At 63.9% G+C, this 25391-nt stretch carries 26 protein-coding genes; 14 read left to right on the top strand and 12 right to left on the bottom strand.

The window, feature by feature from the left end; all coding sequences use genetic code 11:
* Window positions 1-65: 65 nt before the first annotated feature.
* Genes AWB70_RS09450 through AWB70_RS09435 form a run of 4 tightly spaced genes read right to left on the bottom strand, consistent with a single transcriptional unit; the run spans window position 66 to window position 5143 of the window.
* Complete coding sequence (locus AWB70_RS09450; RefSeq protein WP_053571937.1) at window positions 66-1373, bottom strand: MFS transporter; 1308 nt, start codon at window positions 1371-1373, stop codon at window positions 66-68.
* A complete protein-coding gene (locus AWB70_RS09445) occupies window positions 1370-1888 on the bottom strand; it encodes a GAF domain-containing protein (protein ID WP_053571938.1) in 519 nt (172 codons plus the stop codon). Before AWB70_RS09445 ends, AWB70_RS09450 begins: the two co-directional genes overlap by 4 nt.
* Before the next feature lie 45 nt (window positions 1889-1933).
* Window positions 1934-3331: an MFS transporter gene (locus AWB70_RS09440; protein WP_053571939.1), complete on the bottom strand. Its 1398-nt coding sequence runs from the start codon at window positions 3329-3331 to the stop codon at window positions 1934-1936.
* Between the two features lie 27 nt (window positions 3332-3358).
* Window positions 3359-5143: a gamma-glutamyltransferase family protein gene (locus AWB70_RS09435; RefSeq protein ID WP_014251834.1), complete on the bottom strand. Its 1785-nt coding sequence runs from the start codon at window positions 5141-5143 to the stop codon at window positions 3359-3361.
* A gap of 159 nt (window positions 5144-5302) precedes the next feature.
* Here AWB70_RS09435 and AWB70_RS09430 point away from each other — a divergent pair, with 159 nt between their 5' ends.
* Together AWB70_RS09430 and AWB70_RS39175 are read left to right on the top strand one after the other, a co-directional pair.
* Window positions 5303-5980 (top strand): FadR/GntR family transcriptional regulator, encoded by a 678-nt coding sequence (locus AWB70_RS09430; RefSeq protein ID WP_053571940.1) that lies wholly within the window; start codon window positions 5303-5305, stop codon window positions 5978-5980.
* 50 nt (window positions 5981-6030) lie between these two features.
* Window positions 6031-6195, top strand: coding sequence for a hypothetical protein (locus AWB70_RS39175; RefSeq protein ID WP_014251836.1), 165 nt, complete (start codon window positions 6031-6033; stop codon window positions 6193-6195).
* Between the two features lie 95 nt (window positions 6196-6290).
* Here AWB70_RS39175 and AWB70_RS09425 read toward each other — a convergent pair whose 3' ends face one another.
* The 3 genes from AWB70_RS09425 to AWB70_RS09415 all read right to left on the bottom strand — a co-directional run bounded on the left by AWB70_RS09425 (window position 6291) and on the right by AWB70_RS09415 (window position 11156).
* Window positions 6291-8000, bottom strand: a complete 1710-nt coding sequence (locus AWB70_RS09425; RefSeq protein WP_053571941.1) for an alpha-keto acid decarboxylase family protein — start codon at window positions 7998-8000, stop codon at window positions 6291-6293.
* A 28-nt stretch (window positions 8001-8028) separates the two neighbouring features.
* Window positions 8029-10092 carry a DUF4387 family protein gene (locus AWB70_RS09420; RefSeq protein ID WP_053571942.1) on the bottom strand — a complete coding sequence of 688 codons (2064 nt, stop codon included), beginning with the start codon at window positions 10090-10092 and terminating at the stop codon, window positions 8029-8031.
* Window positions 10093-10217: 125 nt separating this feature from the next.
* A complete protein-coding gene (locus AWB70_RS09415) occupies window positions 10218-11156 on the bottom strand; it encodes a LysR substrate-binding domain-containing protein (protein ID WP_075644319.1) in 939 nt (312 codons plus the stop codon).
* 277 nt (window positions 11157-11433) lie between these two features.
* Here AWB70_RS09415 and AWB70_RS09410 point away from each other — a divergent pair, with 277 nt between their 5' ends.
* Both AWB70_RS09410 and AWB70_RS09405 read left to right on the top strand, forming a co-directional pair.
* Window positions 11434-12129, top strand: coding sequence for a response regulator transcription factor (locus AWB70_RS09410; RefSeq protein ID WP_053571944.1), 696 nt, complete (start codon window positions 11434-11436; stop codon window positions 12127-12129).
* A gap of 45 nt (window positions 12130-12174) precedes the next feature.
* A complete protein-coding gene (locus AWB70_RS09405; protein WP_075644320.1) occupies window positions 12175-12741 on the top strand; it encodes an FcoT family thioesterase in 567 nt (188 codons plus the stop codon).
* Between the two features lie 36 nt (window positions 12742-12777).
* Here the strand turns inward: AWB70_RS09405 and AWB70_RS09400 are convergent, their stop codons facing one another.
* Together AWB70_RS09400 and AWB70_RS09395 are read right to left on the bottom strand one after the other, a co-directional pair.
* Complete coding sequence (locus tag AWB70_RS09400; RefSeq protein ID WP_053571946.1) at window positions 12778-13218, bottom strand: type II 3-dehydroquinate dehydratase; 441 nt, start codon at window positions 13216-13218, stop codon at window positions 12778-12780.
* A gap of 4 nt (window positions 13219-13222) precedes the next feature.
* Window positions 13223-14566 (bottom strand): MFS transporter, encoded by a 1344-nt coding sequence (locus AWB70_RS09395; RefSeq protein ID WP_374730230.1) that lies wholly within the window; start codon window positions 14564-14566, stop codon window positions 13223-13225.
* A 126-nt stretch (window positions 14567-14692) separates the two neighbouring features.
* On the opposite strand from AWB70_RS09395, the gene AWB70_RS09390 reads away from it, so the two are divergent.
* Window positions 14693-15478, top strand: a complete 786-nt coding sequence (locus AWB70_RS09390) for an IclR family transcriptional regulator (protein WP_053571948.1) — start codon at window positions 14693-14695, stop codon at window positions 15476-15478.
* Between the two features lie 12 nt (window positions 15479-15490).
* Here AWB70_RS09390 and AWB70_RS09385 read toward each other — a convergent pair whose 3' ends face one another.
* Window positions 15491-16003 (bottom strand): SRPBCC family protein, encoded by a 513-nt coding sequence (locus tag AWB70_RS09385; protein WP_053571949.1) that lies wholly within the window; start codon window positions 16001-16003, stop codon window positions 15491-15493.
* Entirely contained in the window at window positions 15981-16349 is a 369-nt protein-coding gene (locus AWB70_RS09380) for an ArsR/SmtB family transcription factor (protein ID WP_041733191.1), read from the bottom strand. The genes AWB70_RS09385 and AWB70_RS09380 overlap by 23 nt, the downstream gene beginning before the upstream one ends.
* 189 nt (window positions 16350-16538) lie before the next feature.
* Between AWB70_RS09380 and AWB70_RS09375 the strand changes: the two genes are divergently transcribed.
* Both AWB70_RS09375 and gcvA read left to right on the top strand, forming a co-directional pair.
* A complete protein-coding gene (locus AWB70_RS09375; protein ID WP_053571950.1) occupies window positions 16539-17285 on the top strand; it encodes an SDR family oxidoreductase in 747 nt (248 codons plus the stop codon).
* A gap of 61 nt (window positions 17286-17346) precedes the next feature.
* On the top strand, window positions 17347-18261 hold the full coding sequence (gcvA, locus tag AWB70_RS09370) for a transcriptional regulator GcvA (protein WP_053571951.1): 915 nt from the start codon (window positions 17347-17349) through the stop codon (window positions 18259-18261).
* Between the two features lie 3 nt (window positions 18262-18264).
* Here the strand turns inward: gcvA and AWB70_RS09365 are convergent, their stop codons facing one another.
* Window positions 18265-19356, bottom strand: coding sequence for a LacI family DNA-binding transcriptional regulator (locus tag AWB70_RS09365; RefSeq protein WP_053571952.1), 1092 nt, complete (start codon window positions 19354-19356; stop codon window positions 18265-18267).
* 236 nt (window positions 19357-19592) lie between these two features.
* On the opposite strand from AWB70_RS09365, the gene AWB70_RS09360 reads away from it, so the two are divergent.
* The 7 genes from AWB70_RS09360 (at window position 19593) to AWB70_RS09330 (ending at window position 25379) form a co-directional block, all read left to right on the top strand.
* Window positions 19593-20459: an ABC transporter permease gene (locus AWB70_RS09360; RefSeq protein WP_053571953.1), complete on the top strand. Its 867-nt coding sequence runs from the start codon at window positions 19593-19595 to the stop codon at window positions 20457-20459.
* A 69-nt stretch (window positions 20460-20528) separates the two neighbouring features.
* Window positions 20529-21536, top strand: coding sequence for an ABC transporter substrate-binding protein (locus tag AWB70_RS09355; protein WP_053571954.1), 1008 nt, complete (start codon window positions 20529-20531; stop codon window positions 21534-21536).
* Window positions 21537-21549: 13 nt separating this feature from the next.
* Entirely contained in the window at window positions 21550-22074 is a 525-nt protein-coding gene (locus AWB70_RS09350) for a MaoC/PaaZ C-terminal domain-containing protein (protein ID WP_053571955.1), read from the top strand.
* Window positions 22071-22922, top strand: coding sequence for an ABC transporter ATP-binding protein (locus AWB70_RS09345; protein WP_053571956.1), 852 nt, complete (start codon window positions 22071-22073; stop codon window positions 22920-22922). Before AWB70_RS09350 ends, AWB70_RS09345 begins: the two co-directional genes overlap by 4 nt.
* Before the next feature lie 22 nt (window positions 22923-22944).
* Entirely contained in the window at window positions 22945-23739 is a 795-nt protein-coding gene (locus AWB70_RS09340; protein WP_053571957.1) for an enoyl-CoA hydratase/isomerase family protein, read from the top strand.
* Window positions 23740-23755: 16 nt separating this feature from the next.
* Window positions 23756-24496, top strand: coding sequence for a hypothetical protein (locus AWB70_RS09335; RefSeq protein WP_014251855.1), 741 nt, complete (start codon window positions 23756-23758; stop codon window positions 24494-24496).
* Window positions 24497-24527: 31 nt separating this feature from the next.
* A complete protein-coding gene (locus AWB70_RS09330; RefSeq protein WP_053571958.1) occupies window positions 24528-25379 on the top strand; it encodes a fumarylacetoacetate hydrolase family protein in 852 nt (283 codons plus the stop codon).
* The last annotated feature ends 12 nt before the right edge of the window (window positions 25380-25391 follow it).

Here is a 25391-nt window from a genome sequence, read left to right as displayed (position 1 = left end):
AGGCCGCGCGGCGGAGTCGGGAATACGCGATCAGTTCCTTGATCGTTGCCCGAAGCCGCCGTCTCTTAACGCGGATTAAGCGCCTCCGTTGCGCCACCAGTCACATCACGCGAGGGCGTCGAAACATCGGTATCGTCCGGCCGCGCGCTGGTGTCGTAAAGCCGATCCGGAATGAAGGCCGCACAGATTCCGCTCAAGAAAAACACCGCGCCCACCAGCAGGAAACTCACGCCGAACGAGAACTGCGTAGCGATAAACCCGATCGCCACGGGCGCCGCGCCCGAGCAGAATCGCCCCACGTTATACGAGCCGCCTACGGCCGTGCCGCGAACACGCGTGGCGAAGCTCTCGGACATGAACGCGCCCATCGTGCCGAGCGGCACGCCATAGAGAAAGCCGAAAAACAGCATCAGCCAGACGATATTCTCGCGCGTGTGAAGAAACACGATGACCGGCAAAAACAACGCCGCGCCGATGCAGCCGATCACATACACGCCGCGCCGGCTCCATACATCGCCGAGCCAGCCCGCGACGATCTTGCCCATGAATGCGACCACATACGTGCCGATCATGTAACCCGCCATCGAGCCGAAGCGCACGTGCAGTTCTTTCTCGAGATAAGTCGGCAGCCAGTTGTTCAGCCCGTAAAAGCCCGACAACGCAAACACGGATGCCAGCGCCCACAGGATGAACATCTTGCGCGCCTCGCGATCCGAGAAGATCAGGTAATAACGGTTCTCGCGCCATGGACGGCGCACGCGCGGCGCGCCCGCCCGCAGCGCCATGCTTGCGCGCCAGCCGGGCGGCTCCGGCACGAACCAGTGAATCGCGAACGCGAGTACGACCGGAATCGTCGCGACATAGAAGAGCATGCGCCAGCCGTAGTGCGGCAAGATCCAGTTGGCGAGCGAGATCACGACGATATAACCCGCCGAGATTCCCGTTTGCAGAATGCCGAGAATCAGCGAGCGCCGCTCGGTCGGCACATATTCGGCGACGAGTGTGCTCACGAGCACCATGCAGCCAATCCCGAGCGAACTGATGAAGCGCACGAGCGCGAACTCGGCGAAGGTATGCGTGAGTCCGAGCAGGCCCGCGCCGAGCGAGAAGAGCGCGAGCGCCCACACGACCACGCGCACGCGGCCGAGCGTATCGCTTGCCCAGCCGCCCAGAATGCCGCCCACCGCCATGCCGACGAGCGTCAGGCTGCCGAGCGCGCCCGCCTCGACATTGGTGAGCCCGAATTCGGCCTTGATGCGTGTGAGCGTGAGGCCGTACATCATGACGTCCGCGCCGTCGACGAGCAGCGCGAGATAGCCGAGCGCGAAGACGATCAGCCAGCGTCCGGTTTCCGGAGACGACGCGCGGTTCATGCGCGCGGCTCCGCATCGGCGTAAAGCGGCATGCGCGCAACCAGCGCGGGCGCGAGAAACGAGCCGAGCAGCACGCCCGCGTCTTCATGCTCGCGCGTGTACCAGTGCTCGACATGCGTGAGATTCATCGTGCCGATGCACTCGCCGTCATAGGCAATGGGAATGTTGAGAATCGAGCCGAGGCCCATGTTCGCCATTGTCATGTGATCGTCGAACGCATTGCGGATGTCGTGCGCGGTCTCGCCGCGAAACGGCCGCATTTCCTGCAGGATTTGCGTGGCCCACGCGGTGCCGCGCTTCTTCTTGCGGCCGCCTGTCGGGTAGACGTCGGGCATGTTGGTGTAGACGCGCTCCACTTCGTGATGGCGCGCGTCGTACGCCATGATCGTGAACAGACGGAAGCCGATGGTTTCGGCGGCAACGGCGGCGACCGCATCGAACAATGTCGATGGCTGGGCGGGCGCGCGCATCGCGTGCGCGAGGCGTTGAAGATCGGTCAGTTGCATGTAGCGCATGATGTCGTCGTCGTGTGAGTCGTGTGAGTCGTGTGAGTCGCGTGACTAGCCGCGTGCGAGGCGATCGCGTGCATCGCCTTCGATCGCGCCGTTGATTTCGATGTCTTCGAGCGAGCGGTTGCGCGTCTCGATACCGAGAAAGAACACCACGCACGCGCCCGCGAGCAACACGGCGGTCGTCATCGCGAACACGCCGAAGAAGCCGAACGACGGATACACGATGCCGACGAGAATCGGTGCGCTCACCGAGCCGATGCGCCCGAAAGACGACGACGATCCCGTGCCCGTGGTGCGCACCGAAGTCGGGAAGATTTCCGGCGTGTACGCGTAGACGCCCGCAAACGCGCCGTTCATGAAGAACGACAGGCAGATGCCCGCCGCCATGATCTGCACGCCGGTATGCGAGAGCGACAGCATGATCGCCGCGATGCCGCCGAGCGTCATGTACGAGGCCACCACGCCCTTGCGGCCGATCTTTTCGTTGAGCCACGCCGCCGAGAAATAGCCCGGAATCTGCGCGCCGTAGATGGCGATGGAAAAGCCGAAGCTCTTCGTGATCGTGAGGCCTTCCTTGACGAGCAGGCTCGGAATCCACGAGAAGAACGAGTAATACGCGAAGGCCACGGCGAACCACATGAGCCAGCTCACCGCCGTCGTGCCCGCGAGGCGCTTGCTCCACAGCGTCTTCACGTTGCGCCACGCGCTGCCGCTGCCCTTGGCGGCGGACGGAATCGCGCCCACGGCCGACAGCGGCGCGAGCTCGAAGCCGCGCTTCACGTACCACGCCTCGATATCGTCGACGATAACGTTCGCTTCGGCGACGCGGCCCTGGCTTTCCATCCAGCGCGGCGATTCGGGCAGCGTGCGGCGCCACCACAGCAGCATCACGACCGGCAGCGAGGTGATGACCGCGAGATAGCGCCAGCCGTCCGGGAAATTGCGCACGACGGTGTAGCCGAGAATCGACGAGCTCAGATAGCCGAACGACATGAAGCCGACGAGCGCGCCGCAGAACATGCCGCGATAGCGCCGCGGCACGAATTCCGCGAGAAACGGCGCGATCACGACGGTCTCCGCGCCCGAGCCGAAGCCCGCAATGATTCGCAGCGCGAAGAAGGTATGCCAGTCTTGCGCGGTGGCGCTCGCGAGCGAGGCGACGCAATAGATCGCGAGCGCGCTCATCATGATGCGGCGTCGGCCGATGATATCCGCGAGCACGCCCGACAAAAACGCGCCGAAGAAATAGCCGATATACGTGCTGCTCGCGACCAGCCCGGTCTGCGCGCTCGTCAGGTTCCACAGCTTGCTGACGACGGGAAGCAGGAACGCGAGCGACGACGAATCGAGGCCGTCGAACAGATAGCCGCATCCGCCGATAATGAGCAGTTTGCGATGAAAGCCGGATAACGGCAGCCGTTCGAGGCGGGCGGCGATAGCGGACATGATCGATGTTCTCCCGTGAATTCGGCGTCAGCGCCCGATCGCGTAAGCCTGCATCTGGCGCGGCGTGGCGGCCCCGCGCATCAGGCCGTTGCGGATGCCGACGGCGCACACGCGTCCGAGCGACCACGGCTCGGCGACGGTGAGATCGTGGCCGCGTGCACGCAGGGCGTCGAGCGTCGCTTGCGGAAAATTGCCTTCCGCCGACATCTTGCCGAGCTGAATGTCGCGCGGATAAAACGAGCCGGGAAAATGCGCGGTCTGGAACGATGGTGCATCCACCGCCGCTTGCAGGTTCATGCCGAAGTGCGCGTGCCGCAGCAGCAGTTGCAGCGACCATTGATCCTGCTGATCGCCGCCCGGCGTGCCGAGCGCGGCATACGGCTTGCCGCCGCGCGTGACGAGCGTGGGCGACAGCGTGGTGCGCGGGCGGCGTCCCGGTCCGAGCGACGAGGGCAGGCCTTCCTCCATCCAGAACATCTGGCCGCGCGTGGTCACGTTGAAGCCCAGTCCCGGCACCGCGGGCGATGCCTGCAGCCAGCCGCCCGACGGCGTCGCCGACACCATGTTGCCCCAGCGGTCGACGACATCGAGATGCACGGTGTCGCCGCGCAATTCCGGCAGCGGCGCGAAGGTGGGTTCGCCCTGGCCGAAACCGCCCGGCTGCTGGCGGCCCGCGTTGGCGAGAATCTTCGCGGCGCGCGCTTCGCTGTCGAGCAGACGCCCCGGACGGAATTCGAACGACGCGCGCCGCGGATCGATCTCTTTGCGGCGCGCGTCGTTGTAGGCGTCGCTGAGCAGCGTGTCCATCGGCACGTCGGAGAAGTTCGGGTCGCCGTAGAAGACATCGCGATCGGCGAACGCGAGCTTCGAGCACTCGATGACCGTGTGCACGAAGTCCGGCCCGAGCGGGTCCATGCTCGCGAGATCGAAACCCTTCAGCAGCGCGAGCTGTTGCAGGAACATCGGGCCTTGCCCCCACGGTCCCGTCTTGTGGACCACGAGGCCTTCGTATTCGTAGGACACCGCGTCTTCGTAGGTCGGCTCCCAGCGCGCGAGATCGGCGGCGTCGAGCAGGCCGCGATTGCGCTGGCCCGAGGTATCGAGAACATCGGTCGAGCGGAAGTACTGATCGATCGCATCCGCGACGAAGCCGCGATAGAACGCGATGCGCGCCCGTTCGCACTGCTCCGCGCGGTCGCTTTGCGTGTTCGCCTCGCGCAGGATGCGCTTGTACGTTTCCGCGATGGCGGGATTCGCGAACAGATGGTTCGGACGCGGCGCTTCCCCGTCGCGCAGCCATTGCTCGGCGGACGTGCGCCATTCGCGCCTGAAGAAATCCTGAATCGCGAGAATGGACGACGCCATGCGCGGCAGCACCGGATAGCCGTGCTCCGCATAGCCGATCGCATAGCTCAGCACGTCTTCGAGCGGCAACTGGCCATAGTCGCGCAGCATCGCCATCCAGCCGCCGAACGCGCCGGGCACGACGGCGGGCAGCAGGCCCGTGCCGGGCATCACGGTGAGGCCGAGTTCCTTCATGCGCCCGATGGTCATGGCGGCGGGCGTCACGCCCTGGCCGCACAGCACGCGCACGCGGTCTTCCTTCGCGCTATAGAACACGGCGGGCAGTTCGCCGCCCGGCCCGTTCAGATGCGGCTCGACGATTTGCAGCACAAAACCGGCCGCCGCCGCCGCATCGAAAGCATTGCCGCCTTTTTCGAGCACCGCCATCGCGGAAGCGCTGGCAAGCCAGTGCGTCGATGCCACCATGCCGAATGTGCCGATCAGCTCGGGTCGTGTCGTGAAACTCATGGCTTTCGTCCGTTTTTGCGAACCAATTCAGATTGGTTCGGATCGATGAAATACAAAATATGTGTGCAGCGTACGCGAACAGAAAAAGTAAAGCAATGCCGCGCGGCCCGGTCGCGTTTCTGATACATTGAACCAATGATTATTGGTTCACATTCGATCATGGAAAAATCCGCACTCGACAGGCTGCTCGATTACCTCGCGCAGCACAATCTGAAGGATGGCGATGCGCTGCCGCCCGAACGCAGCCTCGCCGAAGCGCTCGGCATGAGCCGGCGCGATCTGCGCGCCGCGCTGGCGTCGATGGAAGCGGCGGGGCGCGTCTGGCGCGGCGTCGGACGCGGCACGTATCTGGGCGCGCGGCCGCTGAAATTTTCGGCTTCGCTGCGCAGCCTGCGCGCGGGGTCGAGCCCGGCCGACATCGCGGAAATGCGGCTCGTGCTGGAACCGGCGTTCGTCGAGCTGGCGACGCTCAAGGCGAGTCCCGACGATCTCGCGGAACTGGAGAAATGCGCGCGGCGCAACGCCACGGCGAAAGACGACGACGAGTGGCAGCAGTGGGATCATCGCTTTCACTTGCTCATTGCTCAGGCCACGCGCAATCCCGCGATCATCGCGCTGATGGACGTGGTCAACGGCATGCGCATGAAGCCGAACGCGCGCGAAAAGACGGCCGATCAGGACACGCGCCGGCATTTCGCCATGCAGCATCAGGATGTCGTGAAGGCGATGCTCGAGCGCGATGGGGCAACGGCCGCCGCCCGCATGCGCGACCATCTGCTGAACGTGCAATGGCGCATTCCCTCGCAGCGGGAAAGAGGCGACGACGCCGTTCGATAGCCGGAGTAGACTGAAATTTCGCGGCGCGCACGCTGCGAAAGGAGGTTGCAATGAAACTCGCTGAAATGTTCAGGCACGCGAGGCGGAGCATCACCGCCGGGCATGGCGACGCAGAGCACCATCACGAGGAAGGCGCGAAGTCGGCGCAGAAAGAGTCGAAAAGGCTGTGGGACGTTATTGGCCGCAATCGCCATAAAAAGGCGAAATGGCAATAGCGGCGGCGCGGGCGCATCGGCTCGAATGACAAGGCCCGGGAATGCACATTCCCGGGCCTTGTCGTTTCATCACGCGTACCGCAAGGAAAGCCCGCTCAACCCGCTGCTTCGGCTTCGGTGGGCGCGTGACCCGCCGGCCCCTCGTTGACCGCGCCCGCGGCCTTGCCGAGCTCGCGCAGCAACGGCGGAACGTCCATGCCCGGCACGACGGCCTCGATGAGCGAGAGCCGGTCGCCCGACGCGCGCGCGCACGCGAGCGCTTCGCGTAACTCGGCGGGCGTCGAAGCACATGCGCTGTAGCTGGATCGGCCTTTGCCCAGCGCGGCGGGCAAGGCGGTCCAGTCCCAGCGGGCGATATCGTTGTAGGCCGCGTCGGCGCCGTGAATCGCGCGCTCGACCGTGTACCCGTCGTTGTTCACGACGACGATGATCGCGTTGACGTGTTGCCGGATCATCGTGCCGAGTTCCGCGATCGTCAGTTGCGCGGAGCCGTCGCCGATGAGCAGCACGGGACGCCGCCGCGGCGCCGCCAGCGATGCGCCGAGCAGCGCCGGCAGCGTGTAGCCGATCGACGCCCAGAGCGGCTGGCCGATGAACAGCACGTCGTCGGGCAAGCGGTGCGCGCCCAGCCCGTAAAACGACGTGCCTTGCTCCGCGATCAGGAGATCGCCCGGACGCAGCGCTTCGCTCACCGTTTGCCAGAGCGTCGATTGGGACAGCGCCGCGCTGGCGTGCGCTTCGTCATGTCGATGCCCGGCGACCCGATGGCGTTCCGTGCGCGGCAACGGCGCGCGGTCCACGAAGACCGCATGCAAGGCATCGAGCGCGTCGGCGAGTTCGATCGGACCGTATTGCCTGCCGGCCACGCTCGACGCATGCGGTCCGATGTCGATCAACCGGTCGATGGCAAGATGCTGGCTGAAGAAGCCGCTCGTCAGGTCCGTGAAGCGCACGCCGGCCTTGATCAGCACCTCCGCTTCCTCGATGGCCGCGCGTACCGCGGGCTCGCTCGCGGCGCCGTTGTACGTGCCGAGATACGCGGGATGCTCTTCGTTCACGACCCGGCGGCCCGAGAGCAGCGTGGCGTGCGGAATGTCGCCGGCATCGATGAGCGAGTGCAGATTCGGCTCCGCGCCCATTCGTTGCACCAGCACGTCCGCGAGAAGCGACACGCTCGATGCATGTTGCAGCAACGCGCGGGCGTCGCGTGAAAACTGACGCAGCGCATCGGGATCGGTCGTATCGCTCGACCGCGCGAGCGGCGCTTCCGGCGCGCGTACCGGAAGATCCGCGAGATCGGAGGGCATCACGATATAGCCCGGACGACGCTGCGACATGACGGTACGCAATACCCGGTCGATCTCGGCGCAGGCGTCGTGTTCGTCGAGCGTGGCATGGGCGCACACCACTTCGTGCGCCATGCGTTCGAACACCCCGAAATCGCCCGTGCCCAGGCTGTGATGCGTGCAATTGCGCGCGGCCTGCACGGCACGCGACGGCGCGCCCACGACATGCACGACGGGCACGTACTCCGCGAAGCTGCCCGCAATCGCATTGATGGCGCTCAGCTCGCCCACGCCGAATGTCGTGCACAGAACGCCGATTCCGCGAACGCGGGCATAGCCGTCGGCGGCATACCCCGCGCCCAGTTCGTTGGCGCAGCCAACCCATTGGAGACGGCCGTCGCGCCCGATATGGTCGAGCATGGCAAGGGTGAAGTCGCCGGGTACGCCGAACACGCGATCCGCGCCGAGTTCGCGAAGACGCTCCAGAAGATAGTCGGTCAGGGTGAATGCTTTGGACATGTGAAACTCCATCGGTTGAGCGTGTGGCTTACAAGGCGTCGGCATACGTCGGGATGACCATCCGTTCCAGCAGCGACTGCTGCTGTGCGCCGAACACATCTCGTTCGTTGCGCGAGGCGGAAATGATCGGCCGCTCGATAGTCACTTTGATCCCGTTGCAGTTATCGACGAAGTAAGCGCCGACGATGGAAGAAACGTCGTACGCGAGTTCCTCGGCGAGATTGCGCGCGCAGAACATGTTCGAGTACAACGCCGTCTCGTACATCTCTTTCGATACGAAGAGCACATCGAACGTGATCCGGTTCACGCCCGCGTTCTTGCTGCGAATCACGCGCGCCATGTCGAGCAGGCGTCGCTTTCCGATGGGCTCTCGTTGCGGCGGCACGTCTTCGATCGACGACAGGCTCCGGTCGTCGAGATTCACCGTGCCCGCCGGCTCGCCGATGTCGAAGTACCTTGCGCGCGTCTCGCCCGCTTCGGTCCATGCGCTTCCGTTCGCAAGGTAATGACGGATGGGGAACATCTGCTCGCGGATCACCGCTTCGTTTTGCAGCAGATGGAAGAGGGTCCATTCATAGGCGTCGGCGGCGTCGAGCGCGAGCAGCGATCCGGCGCCCATCGGCGCGACGGATGCAATGCGTTCGATCTCCGCCCGGTGCAGCGTGTCGAGCGCGGCGGCATCGTCGTGAATCGTGCGCAGCAATGCCACCGGACGCTCGGCGTCCGCTTCGACGAATTCGTACTGTGCATCGGCGAGCGCCTCCGGAAACTCGCGGCGAACGAGTTCCACGACCTGTTGCCGGATCGTTGCGTACTTTGCGATGAAGATCGGGTCGCGCGTGCCGCTCGGCACGATCGCGCCATACGTCCCGTTTTCATAGCGGAAGCTGACCAGATTCGGCGAAAGCGGATACGCGATGTTGCCCGCTGTCGATTCGCGTCCGGCATAGCCGTAGTGGATCAGATAGTGCGTGAGCAGACTGGCCAGCATGGTTGCCGCCTCGGGCGTGCGCGCACGCGTCTGCACGATGATGCCGAGTTCGCGTTCATTCGATCCGGCGGGCCGCTTCTCCACGCCGTTGCGTCCATAGACGAGGACATCGGCGGGAATGCTGTGCATATCGCCCGGGCGCAGATGAATCAGTGAGACCTTTCGCATGCCGACGCGGCGCGAGCCTTCCAGCTTGATGCTGAGCGGCCAGGGCTTGCCCGTGCGATAGAAGCGGCTGTCGCGGATGCCGGCGCTGCGTGCATCGACGGCAAAGAATGCCGTGCTTGCCATCGCCAGCACGCCTTCCGGATAAAACTGCAACTGCGGATGAGATTCCTCATACAGCGAATGCGCGGCGATCGAATACGGCGTGCAGCGGCGGCTGTCGTTCGGCGCGGTGAACACGGCGCTGCCGTCGTCGTAGATTTCGGCGACGAGGCAGTCGGACGGCGAGCCGGGGTCGCATGCCAGCGCGCCGCATTCGAGCACATGGCCGACGTGATACGCGAGCCCCGGCGCGATGCCGCGGCGGATCATGTCGGCGGCGAACAGCGCCACGTCGCATGAACGGCCGGCGAAGATATACTTCGCGCCGCTTTCGAGTGCGGCAAGAATCGGATGGATGCCCATCTGACCGACGATCGTGCTGTCGCGCAAGGACGCTTCGCTCAACTCCGGACCCGCGCCGACGGGACGCAACCGGCCCGCGCGCAGTTCGTCGATAACGACAGCGGGATCCAGTTCGCTATGGATCACGGCGACTTTCGCGTCGCGCACGTCCAGTTCCTCGAACACTTCGCGCGCAACGTCGAGCATCCATTCGAGGTTGCGGTCGCCGCCCGCCATGCCGCAACTGCCGAGTATCACGGGGCCGTCGATCCGCTTGCCGGCTTCGACCATCTGACGAAAATCGTTCTTGACGGCCTCGCGCTCGAAATACTGCGTGCCCGCGCCGAGATAGTACGGGCCCGCATCCATCGAGCCGGCGTCGGAGATCACCGCATCGACGCGGCCTGTCATGGCCGTTTGCAGCGATTCCTTCGGAAATCCATATCCCAGCGCGCCGCAGGCCGACACGATGCGGTAAATCAGCTTTGCCATTTCGCTTCTCCCGTTGCATCGGACCACGACATGTGGTCCTTCCGATGCGTTGGGAGCAAGTCTGCTGTTTTTCGCCGAGCGGGAAAAATACCGTCTTTCAATGGCGGTATACGCGGCCGATATAGCTAATCGCCGGAACCTTCGTCGTCCGATGGCGTCGCCTCGGCGGGCTGGCCGCCCGACTGCTTGCCGATGAACTCGACGATGAAGTCGCGCACCGCTTCGCCCGCCGCACCGAGCGGTGCGTCAGCGGAGGACACGATGCAGGCCGTCATCCAGACGGCGGGCTCGATGACCTGCGAGACGAGACCGGCCTTGCCCGGCAGTTCATCCGTGCTGTCCAGCGGCAGGATCGTCGCGCCGACCCCGGCCTGCACGGCGGCCAGCATGTCGCTCATCACGTCCGCTTCCGCGGCGACGAGGGGTTCGATCTTCGCCTGCTCGAACATGCGGTCGACGACCGTGCGCGCGACATTGGGCGGGCGCGCCAGCACGAGCTGGAGATCGGCCAGTTGTTCCTGACGTATCGATGCCGGCATGACGCTTCCGCTTGCGCGACGCACGAGATAGAGGCGTCGCTGAAGCAGAGGAACGGTGACGTAGTCGGGAGAAGGCGCGCACTCGAACAGCACGGCGAGATCGAGCGAATGGTCGCGCAGGCGCGCCGCGAGCCGTGCGCTGCCCGCGGACGAAAACGTGAGCCGCACCTTCGGCAAGGCATCTCGGCACGCTGCGATCAGCGGCCCGCTGAACCGCGCAGCCAGCGTCGACGACATGCCGATATGCACGCTGCCTTCGATGTCCTCGCCCTGACCGAGCGCCACCTCGCGCAAACGATCGATGCGCCGGAGGATCGCCGTGGCTTCGAGGTACACCCGCTTGCCCGCGGCGGTCGCGTTCACGCCGCGCGGCGTTCGCTGCAACAGCACGACGCCAAGCGCTTCCTCGAGATCGGCGATCTGCAGACTCAGCGCCGGCTGAGCGACGTGCGCGATCTGGGCCGCGCGCGAAAAACTGCCGGCATCGACGACGGTGACGAAGTACCGCAATTGTCGAAGTTTCATGGCGGCCTGTAGGTGAACAAGCTGCGAGCCGTTGAGGGAGGCAAGACGGCTCACCTTCGCCGCGAAGCGCCTCTTTGTCAACCGCCTTTCAGGAGCAACGCGGCATCGCGCGATAAAAAGTTCAGATGATTAGCTATATCGGCTGCGTATACGGCCATTGAAAGACGGTATTTTTCCCGCGTTCGCGAAGCCGGCAGACTGCGTTCTCGACACATCGGATGAGCGACCCACCGCTCGCAAGCGAGCCGGCTGCTCAAGATCATGCATAGAGGGAAACATGCGAGTCCTGCTGATTGAGAACGATCTCGAAGCGGGTCGTAAGCTGCTCTCCGCATTGCGGGGCGCGGATTACGGCGTCGACTGGGTGCGCGACGGCGAGTCCGGCCGGAGCGCGATGGCGTCCGCCTATTACGCCGTCGTGCTGCTGAACGCGTCGGTTCCGCGGCTGGGCGGCATCGACTTCCTGAAGGCCTCGCGTGCCGCCGGAAACCGCATTCCCGTGCTGCTGCTCACCGCGCACGACGACCCCGGAATGCGCGCACGCGCCCTGGATACCGGCGCCGACGATTGCCTGCTCAAGCCGCTGGATTCGCGCGAAGTGCTCGCGCGCATTCGCGCCGTGCTGCGTCGCGCGGCAGGCTATGCGACATCGTGCATCGGCGACGGCGTGCTCAATCTCGACCTCGACAAGCGAACGATCCGCCATAACGGCATCGAATCGACGCTCTCGGCGCGTGAATTCGCCTTGATGCATGCCTTCCTGGAGCGGCGCGGTTCCATTCTTTCGCGCGGTCAACTCGAAGAGCGCCTGTATAGCTGGGGCAGGGAAGTGGAAAGCAATGCAATCGACGTGCTGATCCACGCAATGAGAAAGCGCTTCGGCCGCGATCTGATCCGTAACGTGAGAGGCCTCGGCTGGACGCTGACGCAGCACGTTCCGGCCGGCGATGAGCGGGCGATCATTTCCGGCTAATTCTTCGGACCTACATTTTTCCTGTACGAAACAGGAGAAAACATCATGCTCGCGCCACTTAAACCGCTTGGCTCTCACGCATTCCAGTCCGATAACTTTCGAGCCATCCCTGCGTATCTGAGAGATAACATTCTCGAACCTTATAAGCCCGAATGCGTGTATATCGGCCGAGCGTTCCGCGATATGTCGTTCGATAAAGAACTCGTTGCACTCGCCGAAGTTTGCGTGCCCTACACCTTCTATGGATCGCAGACGGGTCACTTCAACGCGGTGGAATCGTTGCTCTGTCTCAATCAGCTCGCCTTTCTGACGATCGCCGATCTGGTCGTCGACGATGAACCTCACGCATTTCGCCAGGCGATCAAGACGACCGATCTTCAGGACTTCAAGGAGCAGGTGCTGAGCCGGACATTCATCACCTCCGTGAAGACGCAGTTCAGGCGCACGCTCGACGGCCATCATGTCGTCATGCGCCTCGCGTTCACGACGATGCGCAAGCACGCCGGCATGGTGTTTCTCGCATCGGAGTTTGCGTTCATCGACGGGACGCGTTCCCTCGACGCACCGCCCGCGTTCTTTGGCCAGGCGACCTTCGCGATTCCGGCCATGTGAAAAAAACGCGGGCGGCGGTTCACACGTGACGCCGGATCAGCCTCCCCAGAGATCGTCGGCGGCGCGGATCGCCAGCAAGTAGCCATTCGCGCCGGCTCCGCAGATCACCGCGATGGCGGCCACCGAGATCGTCGAGTGACGGTACTCTTCTGAGCGCCGGTGGATGTTGGTGATGTGCACTTCCACCACCGGGCGGCGGATCAGCTTGACTGCGTCGAGCACCGGAATGCGTCCGAACGAAAAGCCCGCCGGGTTGATGATCAGCGCGGCATCCTGAAGGAATGCTTCCTGAATCCAGTCGATCAGCTGGCTCTCGCTGTTGGTCTGGCGGAAGATGCAATCGAACTTGAGATCTTCGGCGAGCGCGAGACAGTTCTGTTCGATGTCCTTCAGCGTCGTATTGCCGTAAATGTGCGGCTCCCGCACGCCGAGCATGTTCAGATTGGAGCCGTTGAGAATGTAGAGTTTGCGAGTCATGGTTTCAGTGGGTAGCGCTACGTTCGAGGGCCGTGTCTTTGGTTTCCCGCGACGTCGCGATCATGATGAAGGAGAGCAGGTTCAGCGAGCCGCACACCGCGACGATGGCCCACGGCGAACCGTGAAAGGCGTTGAGCAGCGCGACCGCGACGATCGGCATCGGCCCGCCGGTCAGCAGATTCGCGCCCGAGTACGACAGCGCAGAGCCCGTGTAGCGCGCCTCGGTCGGGAAAGACTCCGCGAACCAGACCGGCTGGATGCCGCTCTGAAACTGCGTGAAGCCGAGGAAGGCGCCCATCACGGCCATCGTCATGGCGACGGAGTGTTGCTGGAGGATCGGAAAGTAGATCAGGCAGCAGACCAGCGTGCAGAACGAGCCGATCAGGAGCGCGCGCTTGCGCCCGATCCGGTCGCTCAGATAGCCGCCCGCCAGTGCACCCACGATGGCGCAGACATTGGCGACCATCAGGAGCATGAAGCCGGTCTGCTTGGGCACGCCGAGGTTCTTCGTGAGATAGCTGAGCGAGAACACCACGATCAGATAGAACAGCGCAGCCGGGCCGCAGAAGAACAGCGTGAGACGCAGCGCGGTGCGCCAGTGAAACTTGAAGACGACGCCGAGCGGATTCGCGGCGCGCGCCCCTTCGCCTTTCTGCTTGAGCGCCTCGAAGGCCGGCGTCTCGCTGACCTTCATGCGGATATAGATGCCCAGCAGCACGAGCACGAAACTCGCGAGGAACGGGATTCGCCATCCGAACGATTCGAAGTCGTCGGCCGAAAGCAGACTGGACAGCGCGAAGAGGGCGAAATTGGCGAGGATCTGGCTGAGCGGCGAGCAAATGCCGAGCAGGCCCGAATACAAGCCGCGTTTCTTCGCGGACGCATGTTCGACCGCCATCAGTTGCGCACCCGTCGATTCGCCGCCGAGCGCGAACCCCTGAACGATGCGCAGCGAGACCAGCAGCGTCGGCGCAAGAATGCCGACTTGCTGGTAGGTGGGCAGCAGCCCCATCAGGAACGACGACACGCCCATCACCGACACAGTGGCCAGCATCAGGTTGCGGCGTCCCCAGCGGTCGCCGAGCATGCCGCAGATCACCGCGCCGAGCGGGCGCGCGGCAAGCCCCGCCCAGAAGCTCGCCAGCGACGCCAGCAGCGAGGCGGTCGGATCGAGCGACGGGAAGAACAGCTTCGGAAAGATGGTGGCCGCGACGACGCCGTACAACGCGAAGTCGAACCATTCCAGCGCCGTTCCGACGGTGGCGCCCGCCACCGCGCGGCGCGCCATCAAGTGAGTGTGCGCGGATCGTGTGCCCGCGGCGATGTCTGAGTCAGCAGGAACTGACATTGGCGTCTCCCATTTTTTAGATATGAAGCGTTCGTTTCCGGCCACGAACAGGTGCTATTGTTTGCGCTTCGAGGGCGGAGCGTTCCGCACCGGAACTGCATTTCACATCTTGAAAACCCACTGGCGATGTCGCTTAGAAACGGCCTGAGAATTCTCGATTTCCTCGCGTCGCAAGGTGAAGGCGCGGGCCTCGTGGCCATTGCCGACGCTTTGAGCCTGCCGCGCAGTACGTGCCATCGCCTGCTCGCCGATCTCGTCGAAAGCGGCTATGTCAGGCAACTGGTCGATCACAGCCGCTACTTCCTGACCATGCGCATGACGTCGAACGGGCTGGAATTCCTGAGCCTGACCGGCATCGCGGATATCGCCCAGCCGATCATCGAACGCGTCGCGGCGCAGACCGGCGAACTGGCGCGGCTGTCGCTCGTGGACGGCGAAGCGATCATCTGGGTGGGGAAGGCGGACGGACAGCGCACGGGCTTTCGCTACGATCCCGACATGGGTCAGGCGGCGCGGCTTTCATGCACGTCGACCGGGCATGCGTGGCTCATGACGATGACCGACGAACAGGCGGTCGCGCTGGTGCTGAAGCAGGGCTTCGGCGAGCCGAACGAGTTCGGACCCAATGCGCCGACGACGCTCAAGGCGCTGCTGGGTTTTCTGCACGCCGCGCGCGTGCGTGGCTACGCGATGATCGACGAGGTGTTCGCCCCGCGCATGTCGGCGGTGGCGGCGCCCGTGGTGAGCGGCTCGCGCTGCGTCGGCGTCATCAGCCTGGCCGGTCCGCGCAAGCGGCTGACGGCCGGGAAGATTCACGAATACTCGGCGCTGCTGCGCGAGGCGGCCAACGAACTGGCCCAACTGAGCAATATGGCCGGCTTCCCGAGCCGGCCGCCGCTTGGCAAGGGCTGAGTTTTAGCCTGGTTACACGCTCGCGCCGCGCGCAAGCAGGAACGCGTCGAGTTGCTCGAAGGTCTCGGGCATCGCTTCGTCCATGCCTTCGATGGCGGCGTCGAGCGCTTCCTTCGACGGATACAGCTCACGCATCACCAATAGCGTCTTGCCATCCTGCTCTTCGAAGGTCACCGTGGTCACGGCGCCATCTTCGCTTTCCTCGTTGGTCCAGACGAGGCGCGCGTTCGGTACTACTTCGAGATATTTACCGAAGAACGCCAGGGGCGCCGCGGCCTTCGGGTGCGCGAATTCAAGGCGATAGCCGCCGCCGACGCGGACATCCTGTTCGCAGGACAGCAGGGTCGCGCCGCTCGACTTCGGCACCCACCACTGCCTGAATAGCTCGGGCGTGGTCCACGCTTCGAACACCAGCCGCGGCGGCGCGTCGAAGACGCGCGTGATGACCATTTCCCGATCGGACTTGCGTTCCGACGTCGTGCGGTTGCGCGCGGGGGAGGGTTCATTCTCTCTTTTTGCGACCATCACGTTGCTCCTTGCGTTTGAGTTCCTCGATGACCGTGTCCAGCGCGTCGAAGCGCGCGGCCCACATCTGGCGGTAGTTTTCGATCCAGGCCGACTCCTCTTCCAGACGGCGCGAACCCAGCTTGCAGGTGCGCACGCGCCCCACTTTCTCCGTGGTGACGAGTTCCGCCCGCTCCAGGATGCCGATGTGCTTCCTCATGCCGGTCAGCGTCATGTGGAAGCGCTCGGCTAAGTCCGTGACGGACGCGTCGGCGCGCATCAACTGCTCCAGCACGCCGCGCCGGGTCGGGTCGGAGAGCGCGGCGAAGGAGACGTCGAAGCGATCTGTTTGAGAATACTGAGCCATTTGGTTCAGTATTGCACACGCATGGGCGGCAGGCAAGCAGACAAGCAGCGCCTGCGAGCCGGATAGTTTTTCTATTCCGGTGGCGCACTTCTTCTCGTTTGCTTCGGCGTCTTGGGAGACCGATCATTGAGTCACCGGAAAGCAGCACTGCTTCCGATCTCTCTTCAACGACATCGAAGGACGGACATCATGAAACTCGCAAACAAGGTGGCACTCGTCACGGGCGGTACGTCAGGCATCGGCCTCGCGGCGGCCAGGCTGTTCATCGACGAAGGCGCGAAAGTCATCGTCTTCGGCAGCAACGAGAAGCGCCTTGCCGACGCGCAACGCGAACTCGGCGACGCCGCCACGGTCCTGCGCGCCGACGTGCGCGATCCGGCGCAGATCGACCGCGCGGTGGCGGAAGCGATCGAAGTCCACGGCGCGATCGATATCGTGTTCGCCAACGCGGGCGCGGGCACAGCGGCGCCGTTCGCCGATGTAACGCCGGCGCAGTTCGATGAGCAGTTCGCCTTGAACGTGAGCGGTCTTTTCTTCACGATCCAGAAGAGCGCGCCGTACCTTCGCGATGGTGGCAGCATCGTCGTGACCACCTCGTTTCTCAACAGCGTCGGGACGCCCGGACTCTCGGTGCTGTCGGCGACCAAGGCGGCGGTGCGCTCGCTGGTGCGGTCGATCGGCGCCGAACTCGCGCCGCGCGGGATTCGCGTGAACGCGGTCAGCCCCGGCCCGATCGATACGCCGTTCGCGAGCAAGCTCGGCCTCGGTGAAGACGAACTGCGCAAGACCGGCGAAGCGCTCGCCGCCGCCGTGCCGCTCAAGCGCGTCGGCCGGCCGGACGAGATCGCCCGGGCCGTGCTGTTCCTCGCAAGCGATGACGCGTCGTACATGACCGGCGCGGAACTCGTGGTCGATGGCGGCCTGTCGCAGATCTGACGCGCGCGCCGGGCGTGCCGCAGAGTAAAGTGGCCGCATCGAACCCATTGCCCCGATCCTCATGCGCGCGCCCACCAATCTCAATGCACTGCGAGCTTTCGAAGCGGTTGCGCGTCACCTCAGCTACGCGGCGGCGGCCGCGGAGCTGAACGTGACGCCCGCCGCGGTCGGCCAACTGGTTCGTGGGCTGGAAGATTATCTGGGCGTGGAACTGTTTCATCGTTCCACATCGGGCGCGTCACGGCTGACGCTCACCGATGCCGCAAGCAGTGCGCTCGCCGATCTGCAGGGCGGATTCGATCTGCTGTCGAGCGCCGTCGAGCGACTGAAGGCGAGCAAGTCGCGCATCACCTTCACCGTCACGGTGCCTCCGGCCTTCGCGGACAAATGGCTGCTATGGCGCGTCGAGCGGTTTCAACGCAAGCATCCTTATTACGATCTGCGTATCGATACCAGCGGGCATCTGGTCGACTTCACCGCCGAGCGTATCGACGTCGGCATTCGATACGGCGACGGCAATTGGCCCAAGCTCGTCTCGACCTTTCTGTTGCGCGACGAGTTCTTTCCCGTCTGCAGTCCGACGCTGCTCAAAGGACGCGGCGCGTTGAAGACCCCGCTCGATCTCAAACATCACGCATTGATTCACGACACGTCGATGCGCGAGTCCGGCGTGTTTCCGACATGGCGTTCGTGGCTCCTGCACGCCGGTGTGCGCGATGGCGTGGACACCGATCGTGGACTTCGGCTGAACGACTCCGCCATGAGCATCCAGACGGCGATATCCGGCAACGGCGTCGCGCTCGGCCGCACGACACTGGTGGCGCGCGATCTGGCGGAGGGCCGTCTCGTGCGGCCATTCGACGCCGTGCAGACCTGTGAACTGGCGTACTACCTCGTTCACCGCAAAGAAAGCAGCGAAAGCGCGGCGGTGATCGCCTTCAAGGACTGGCTGCTCGAGGAAGTGGCGATCGGATGAATGTTATCTATCCGCCACGCCGCGTTTTCGACGCGCGTTCGGCGGCGCGCCGGAAGACGCTCTCACGATGATCTCCGCCTCGCATTTGATGCTGCGCGCGCTGCCCTTTTCCGCCAGCTCCGCGAGAATCATCCCGGCGGCGAGCGTCCCGATTTCGGCGCTCGGAACGCGCACGGTGGTGATCGGTATAGGCAGTTCCGACATCAGTTCGAAATCGTCGAAGCCGACGAGACTCAAGTCGCGCGGGATGTCGTAACCGCGTTGCATGGCTTCGAGCATCGCGCCCATCGCAAAAGAACCGTTGCCGCAGATCACCACGGTCGGCGGTTGCGGCGTGCTCATCACTTTTGAAAAAAGCGCCCGCCCGACTCGCGCGCCCCAGAAGCCCTCGACCATATGAGCCGCGGACATGCCCAGTCCATGTTCGGCGAGGGCATCGCGCACGCCTTCGCGCCGGGCGCGTGCCCGGTCGTTGGTATCGGAGTCTTGCGAAAGCATTGCAAAGCGACGATGTCCCAGGCCGACAAGATACGTGGTGAAGTCGAAAAAGGCCTGATGGTTGTCCACGCCCACGCACAACGACTCGCTGCCTTCCCGGTACACGAACGTGTTGACGAAGGGAATCCGCCGCTGCGAAAGCAACGGTTGCAAATCCTGATGATGCGCTTCGCCCACGAGCACGACGGCGTCGACACCCCGTTCGAGCATCGTTCTGACCTGCCGATATTCGCGTTCGAGGTCGTACTCGGAACACGCGAGCAGCAGCGTATAGCCGGCCTGTTCGAGCGACTCCTGCAGCTTCTGAATCGCGGTGGCGAAATGCTCGTTCGCCAGGGTCGGAAACACCGCTCCGATCGTGCCGGTCCGGTGAGTGGCAAGCGCGCGCGCGGCCGCGTGCGGCACCCAGCCAAGGTGATCGATCGCGACCATGATGCGCGCGCGCAGTTCTTCCGATACGACGTCCGGGTTGTTCATGACCCGCGAAACCGTCGCGGATGACACGCCGGCAAAGCGCGCGACATCGCGCAAGGTCACGCCCGATGCGCGTGAACGCTTCCCGGCTTCTTCTGAGGGTGCAGCTTTCTTCTTCGCCATGGATAGGAATGGTCGGACGGGCGCGGGGTGGTCGAGTATATCAACGGCCATACCGTCGATTGCTTGCACGGGTAAACCCTATAGAAATGGGCGATGCGGGAAATTCCCTACCCATCAAGCATTCAAGATGGAATACAGTTCAATCAACGAACGACGTAAGATCTTGCCGCATTCCCCGCCTCAGAAGTGTTGAAACGAACGAACGTTTTGCACGCCACTCGCAGAAGGAGACACCGATGTCCATGAAGTTATCTTCGCGTCAGGTCGACGGTCTACAAAGCCGAAACGCGGGGCAGCCAGCAGCCGATGAACGCCCCGTGCCGCGTCGGTCCTCCGGCATGCGCAAGATCAGGCGCATCGGCTGGAACATGCTGCCGCCGCTGACGTTCGTCGCGATCATCGCCATCTGGGCGGCGGCGGTCCGTCTCTTCGACATTCCGCCCTATGTCATGCCGGGTCCGGGCCTGGTTTTCTCGCGGCTCGTCGAGGAATATCCGCAGCTTTGGACCAACTCGATCGTCACGGTGACGGAAATCGTCTGGGGCTTCGGATTGACGATCGTGACCGCGATTCCCGTGGGGCTCGTGATCGCGTTGTCGCCGCTCGCCAAGCAAGTGGTGTATCCGCCGCTCATGTTCCTGCAGCTCGTACCGAAGATCGCGGTTGCGCCGCTGTTCCTCGTGTGGCTTGGCTTCGGCATGGAGTCGAAGGTGCTGCTGACGGTGCTGATGACCTTCTTCCCGCTGCTGCTGGCGAGCATCAGCGGCTTTCAGATTCTCGACAACCGGCTGCTCTACCTCACGCAGTCCATGGGCGCCAGCTCGTGGCAGACGTTCCGCTACCTGCGCTTTCCCGCCGCGCTGCCGGTGATCTTCTCGGGCATTAAAACGTCCGCCACCATCGCCGCCACGGCCGCGATCGTCGCCGAGTTCGTCGGGGCGAACAAGGGGCTCGGCTATGTGCTGCTGCGCGGCACGAGCACGCTGGATATCGGCCTGACCTTCGCGGTGATCGCGGTGCTCACGTTCATCGGCATTGCGATCAACTACATCGTCGAGTTCGCCGAATGGGCCATGACGCCGTGGCAGCGGGACATGAATTGATGCGCGAATCGGATTGAATGCACGGCCGGACACGGTCGATCCCCTATCGGAAGTCAAGGAGACTAAAAGATGCGTCGTTTCATCAGCCGCCTGCTGGTCGCAAGCGCTGTGTCGTCAGCGTTGCTTACCGGCGCCGACGGCGTCGCGCTCGCCGCGACCCCCGTCACGTTTCAACTGAACTGGGTCGCGGGAGGCGCGAATGCGGGATTCGCGGCCGCGCTCACCGAGGGCTACTACAAGGAAGCCGGTCTCGATGTGACGCTGGTCGAAGGCAATGGATCGGGCACGACCGCCCAGCTCGTCGCCACGAACCGCGTGCAGATCGGTTATGCCGACGCCGTCGCGGTGAGCCAGCTCATCGCGAAGGGCGCGCCGATGAAAGTGATCTCGACGATCTATCAGTCCAATCCCAACGAAGTCTCGGCGCTGAAGAAGTCGAATATCAATTCCATCAAGGATCTCGTCGGCAAGAAAGTGGGCGTGCCGTCGGGGTCGTCGCAGACGACGATGCTCCCGCTCTTCCTGAAAGCCAACGGCCTCAAGGAATCGGACGTCAATTTGATCAACATGCCGCTGACGTCGATGGTGCCGACGCTGCTTCAGGGCCAGGTCGATGCCATTCTCGGCTCGATCGACTCGTACCAGATCCAGCTCGAAGCGCAGGGCGCGCAACTGACGAACTTCCGCTTTGCGGATTACGGCGTGCCGACCGTCAGCACGTCGATTTTCGCCAACGACGCCTATCTCAAGGACAACGCGGACGTCGTCAAAAAGTTCATCGCCGCGAGCCTGAAAGGCTGGAGCTTCGCGCTCGATAACCCCGCCAAGGCCGTCAAGGATCTCAAGGCGGTCTTCCCGAACATGTCGGAAAAGACGGCCACGGCCGAAATGGCGGCGATCACGCCGTTGTTCTGCAGCGGCGGCGCGAAATTCATCGGCAAGGCGGAAGACGCGCAATGGGTGAAGACGCAGGATCTGCTCTCGCAGGTCGGTCTGCTGCCGGCGGGGCGCGACCCGAAGTCGTACTACACGAACGACTTCCTTCCGCCGGCATCGGCAATGCGTCCCTGCAAGTGAATCGAGGATCGACATGACTGAATATCGAAACACGGGCTTGCGCTATGCCGATCTCGAAGTCGGGCTCACGTTCCGTAGCCCTGGGCGCACGATCACCGATGCCGACCTCGTCGGATTCGCCGGGCTGACAGGCGACTTTTCCGAACTGCATACGAGCGACGTCTACGCGAAGGCCAGTCAGTTCGGCCGCCGCGTGGCGCACGGCATGCTCGGACTGGCCTACGCCCACGGCCTGATGTGGGCGCGCACGGGTGAGTTGCGCGAAACGGCGATCGCGTTTCTCGGGATCAGCGAATGGAAGTTCCTCAATCCCATCTTCGTCGGGGACACCATCTTCGTGAACTACGAGATCAGCGAGCTTCGCGAAAGCAAGTCGCGGCCGACGCAGGCTATCGCGACCTTCGACGTCTCCGTGGTGGATCAGGACGATCGTGTCGTGCAAAAAGGGAAGAAGGCATTGCTGCTGTCCAAGGTGCCGCTTTCCGCCGTCGCCGCAAGCAACACGTCTGCCGGAACCAGCGAGGAGCGCAAGTCATGAGCAGTCAGACCGCAGAACAGCAGGACGTCGCGGCCCGGTCGGGCGTGCCGATCAGTATCCGGCACGTCGCGAAGACATTCGGCGAAGACAGCGACAAGCCGTTTCAGGCGCTCAGGGAAGTCAGTATCGACATCCATCCGGGCGAATTCGTCTCCATCGTGGGGCCGTCGGGTTGCGGCAAGAGCACCCTGATGCTGATGGTGGCCGGATTGCTCAAGCAGAGCCAGGGCGACATTCTGGTGGGCGGCAAGCCGGTCACGAAGCCGATCACCGATGTCGGCATCGCGTTCCAGGATCACCTGCTGCTCGAATTCAGAACGGCGCTCGAGAACGTGATGCTGCAAGCCGACATTCGCGGCTTGCCGAGGAAGAAGATCGAGGCGCGCGCCAAGGACTTGTTCGAGCAACTGCGTCTGACGCATGCGATGCAGAAATATCCGCGCCAGCTCTCGGGCGGCATGCGGCAGCGCGTTTCGCTCGTGAGAACGCTGGTGCACGAGCCGTCCGTCATTCTCATGGATGAGCCGTTCGGCGCGCTGGACGCCTTGACGAGACTTCAGGTGCGGATGGATCTCGAAGCGCTGTGGCTGCGCCGCCGGCCTACCGTGGTGTTCATCACGCACAGCGTGGAAGAGGCCGTGGGCTTGTCGGACCGCATCTTCGTGATGAGCCCGAACCCCGGCGAAGTCGTCGACGAGATCACGGTCGATCTGCCGCGCCCGAGACCCATCGTGCTCGGCGATGCGCCGGAATTCGCGGCTTATGTGGACCGCATCTACGGGCATTTCGAGCGCATGGGCGTGCTGCACGGCATCGAAGTGCCCAAGGCCAGCACTGCCGCATCGTGAACCCAGCCATCGACAGGACGACATGAGCACAGCAACGCACACGCGCGACCGGCTGGTCACGACCGAAGTGGAGGGCTTCATCGCCACGGTGGGCATCAGCCACGGACCGCTCAATCTGGTCACGGCCGACTTGCTGCGCGAGTTGAACGAGGCGTTTTCAGCCGTTTCGGCGCTGCCCGACGTTCGCTGCCTGATCCTGCACGGCGGCCAGTCGCGGGCATTTTGCGCGGGAAGCGACATCCGGGAATTCGCCCAAATCCGCGAGCATGCCAGCGAAAAGAAGATCCTGTTCGAAGACATGGTGCTGCGTCAGCTCGCCCGTCTGCCGATGCCGACCATCGCGGCGATCGATGGCGCGGCGCTCGGCGGCGGTCTGGAACTCGCGCTGGCCTGCGATCTTCGTGTCGCGCGACACGGCGTGACGATGGGCCTCACCGAATCGCGGCTGGGCGGACTGGCCGGCAGCGGCGCGCTGAGGCTCACGCGTCTGGTGGGTCCGGCCCGCGCGAAGCAGATGCTGTTCGCCGGCGAGATCATCGAATGCTATCAGGCGCTGTCGTGGGGATTGATCAATCAGGTGGCGAAAGACGGCTCGGCATTCGACGCCGCGCTCGAACTCGCCCGGACGATCGCCGCGCGCGGGCCGGTGTCGAATCGCCTCGCGAAGCAGCTTGTCGATGCGGCGCAGGACTATCCGCTCGATGCCGGCCTGTCGATGTCGACCGTCGCGCTTCAGAAGATCTTTGACAGCCGGGACCTGCACGAGGGGGTCGACGCGTTCTTCGCAAAACGCGCGCCGTCCTTCGAAGGTCACTGAACGTCAGGCAAAAATCATGAGCGAACTGAACTCTGAAATTGGTACTACTGAAAACGTTCGAGCGGCCGACCACGCCCTGCTCGGCGAAGGCGCCGTGCTCGTCTGGAACGATGTGGTCTCCGCGGGACGCGAGCAGTTCTACGAATGGCACGACAAGGAGCACATTCCAGAACGCCTTGCCATTCCGGGCTTCCGGCGTGGACGCCGCTACGTGCGGCCGGGGCATTCGCCCGAATGGCTGACGATGTACGAGGCCGCCGATCTCGATGTCGTGGTGTCGCCGGCCTATCTCGAACGCCTGAACACGCCGACGCCCGCGACCGTCGACACCTTGCGTTACTTCCGCAACACCTCGCGCGCGGTCTGCCGGATCGTTCACTCGGTCGGCTCCAGCAGCGGCGGCCATGTGCTCGCCTTGCGCCTGGACGTGCCCGCGCAGCAGGCCGAAGCGATGAAAGCCTATTTGTGCGCGGAGGCGTTTCCCCGCGCGGCGGCGCTCACGAGCGTCGTCGCCTGTCATCTGTATATGGCGGATCAATCCGGCAGCCATATCGACACGGCCGAGTCGAGCACGCGCGCGTTCGACGTGCCCGCATGGGTCGTGCTGATCGAAACCACGACGCCGCAGGCGGCCGAAAGCGCGCGTGAGTTGCTCGACACGCAAAAGCTGGCGTCACTCGGCGCGAAGGTGCGCGCCGACGGCACGACGTATTCGATGGAGATTTGCCGGCTGGCGACCGCCACGGCAGCGCTTTGACCCTTCCCGATAACCTGAAAGAGAACCTCCCATGAAACTCGTCAGACACGGACAACCCGGCCAGGAGCGCCCGGGCATCATCGACGCTCAAGGTCAGATCCGCGATCTCAGCGCGCACTGCAAGGATTTCGATGCGGCCTTCTTTGCCGCCGATGGCCTTCAGCAATTGAAGTCGATCGACACGCAGAGCCTGCCGGTCGTCGCACCCGGCACGCGGCTCGGTCCGTGCGTCGGCCAGCCGGGGCTGTTTCTCGCGATCGGGCTGAACTACGTGCAGCACGCCATCGAAACGAACGCGCCGATTCCGACCGACCCGATCATCTTCAGCAAGGCGCCTTCGTGCGTTTCCGGTCCGAGCGATCCCGTATTGCTGCCCAAGGGTTCGACGAAAACCGACTGGGAAGTGGAACTGGCCTTCGTGGTCGGCAAGCGCGCGCACTACGTGGCGGAATCGGAGGCGCTCGATTACATCGCGGGCTATTTCATCTGCAACGATGTGTCGGAGCGCGAGTTCCAGCTCGAACGAAGCGGACAGTGGCAAAAAGGCAAGATGTGCCCCACGTTCGGCCCGATCGGTCCGTGGCTCGTCACCGCCGATGAGATCGCGGATGTGCAGAACCTGGGCCTCTGGCTCGAACTGAACGGCAAGCGTATCCAGGACTCGTCGACCAGCGACATGATCTTTTCGATCGCGAAGATTCTCGCGGACGTGAGTCAGTACGTGGTCCTGCAGCCGGGCGACATCATCACCACCGGCACGCCTCCGGGCGTCGGGCTGGGCATGAAGCCGGAAGCGTATCTCAAGCCCGGCGATGTCATGCGGCTCGGCATCGACGGACTCGGTGTGCAGGAGCAGCGCGTACTGCGCTGGGGCGAACAGTGAATGACGCGCGGG

It is taken from the genome of Caballeronia cordobensis (genome assembly GCF_001544575.2).
Taxonomy (GTDB): domain Bacteria; phylum Pseudomonadota; class Gammaproteobacteria; order Burkholderiales; family Burkholderiaceae; genus Caballeronia; species Caballeronia cordobensis.
This window is presented reverse-complemented; position numbering and strand designations above follow the sequence as displayed.

Excerpts from the sequence above, each read along its gene's own strand:
- AWB70_RS09450 (WP_053571937.1), bottom strand. The coding sequence starts at position 1,373 with ATGAACCGCGCGTCGTCTCCGGAAACCGGACGCTGGCTGATCGTCTTC.
- AWB70_RS09445 (WP_053571938.1), bottom strand. The coding sequence starts at position 1,888 with ATGCGCTACATGCAACTGACCGATCTTCAACGCCTCGCGCACGCGATG.
- AWB70_RS09440 (WP_053571939.1), bottom strand. The coding sequence starts at position 3,331 with ATGTCCGCTATCGCCGCCCGCCTCGAACGGCTGCCGTTATCCGGCTTT.
- AWB70_RS09435 (WP_014251834.1), bottom strand. The coding sequence starts at position 5,143 with ATGAGTTTCACGACACGACCCGAGCTGATCGGCACATTCGGCATGGTG.
- AWB70_RS09430 (WP_053571940.1), top strand. The coding sequence starts at position 5,303 with ATGGAAAAATCCGCACTCGACAGGCTGCTCGATTACCTCGCGCAGCAC.
- AWB70_RS39175 (WP_014251836.1), top strand. The coding sequence starts at position 6,031 with ATGAAACTCGCTGAAATGTTCAGGCACGCGAGGCGGAGCATCACCGCC.
- AWB70_RS09425 (WP_053571941.1), bottom strand. The coding sequence starts at position 8,000 with ATGTCCAAAGCATTCACCCTGACCGACTATCTTCTGGAGCGTCTTCGC.
- AWB70_RS09420 (WP_053571942.1), bottom strand. The coding sequence starts at position 10,092 with ATGGCAAAGCTGATTTACCGCATCGTGTCGGCCTGCGGCGCGCTGGGA.
- AWB70_RS09415 (WP_075644319.1), bottom strand. The coding sequence starts at position 11,156 with ATGAAACTTCGACAATTGCGGTACTTCGTCACCGTCGTCGATGCCGGC.
- AWB70_RS09410 (WP_053571944.1), top strand. The coding sequence starts at position 11,434 with ATGCGAGTCCTGCTGATTGAGAACGATCTCGAAGCGGGTCGTAAGCTG.
- AWB70_RS09405 (WP_075644320.1), top strand. The coding sequence starts at position 12,175 with ATGCTCGCGCCACTTAAACCGCTTGGCTCTCACGCATTCCAGTCCGAT.
- AWB70_RS09400 (WP_053571946.1), bottom strand. The coding sequence starts at position 13,218 with ATGACTCGCAAACTCTACATTCTCAACGGCTCCAATCTGAACATGCTC.
- AWB70_RS09395 (WP_374730230.1), bottom strand. The coding sequence starts at position 14,566 with ATGTCAGTTCCTGCTGACTCAGACATCGCCGCGGGCACACGATCCGCG.
- AWB70_RS09390 (WP_053571948.1), top strand. The coding sequence starts at position 14,693 with ATGTCGCTTAGAAACGGCCTGAGAATTCTCGATTTCCTCGCGTCGCAA.
- AWB70_RS09385 (WP_053571949.1), bottom strand. The coding sequence starts at position 16,003 with ATGGTCGCAAAAAGAGAGAATGAACCCTCCCCCGCGCGCAACCGCACG.
- AWB70_RS09380 (WP_041733191.1), bottom strand. The coding sequence starts at position 16,349 with ATGGCTCAGTATTCTCAAACAGATCGCTTCGACGTCTCCTTCGCCGCG.
- AWB70_RS09375 (WP_053571950.1), top strand. The coding sequence starts at position 16,539 with ATGAAACTCGCAAACAAGGTGGCACTCGTCACGGGCGGTACGTCAGGC.
- gcvA (WP_053571951.1), top strand. The coding sequence starts at position 17,347 with ATGCGCGCGCCCACCAATCTCAATGCACTGCGAGCTTTCGAAGCGGTT.
- AWB70_RS09365 (WP_053571952.1), bottom strand. The coding sequence starts at position 19,356 with ATGGCGAAGAAGAAAGCTGCACCCTCAGAAGAAGCCGGGAAGCGTTCA.
- AWB70_RS09360 (WP_053571953.1), top strand. The coding sequence starts at position 19,593 with ATGTCCATGAAGTTATCTTCGCGTCAGGTCGACGGTCTACAAAGCCGA.
- AWB70_RS09355 (WP_053571954.1), top strand. The coding sequence starts at position 20,529 with ATGCGTCGTTTCATCAGCCGCCTGCTGGTCGCAAGCGCTGTGTCGTCA.
- AWB70_RS09350 (WP_053571955.1), top strand. The coding sequence starts at position 21,550 with ATGACTGAATATCGAAACACGGGCTTGCGCTATGCCGATCTCGAAGTC.
- AWB70_RS09345 (WP_053571956.1), top strand. The coding sequence starts at position 22,071 with ATGAGCAGTCAGACCGCAGAACAGCAGGACGTCGCGGCCCGGTCGGGC.
- AWB70_RS09340 (WP_053571957.1), top strand. The coding sequence starts at position 22,945 with ATGAGCACAGCAACGCACACGCGCGACCGGCTGGTCACGACCGAAGTG.
- AWB70_RS09335 (WP_014251855.1), top strand. The coding sequence starts at position 23,756 with ATGAGCGAACTGAACTCTGAAATTGGTACTACTGAAAACGTTCGAGCG.
- AWB70_RS09330 (WP_053571958.1), top strand. The coding sequence starts at position 24,528 with ATGAAACTCGTCAGACACGGACAACCCGGCCAGGAGCGCCCGGGCATC.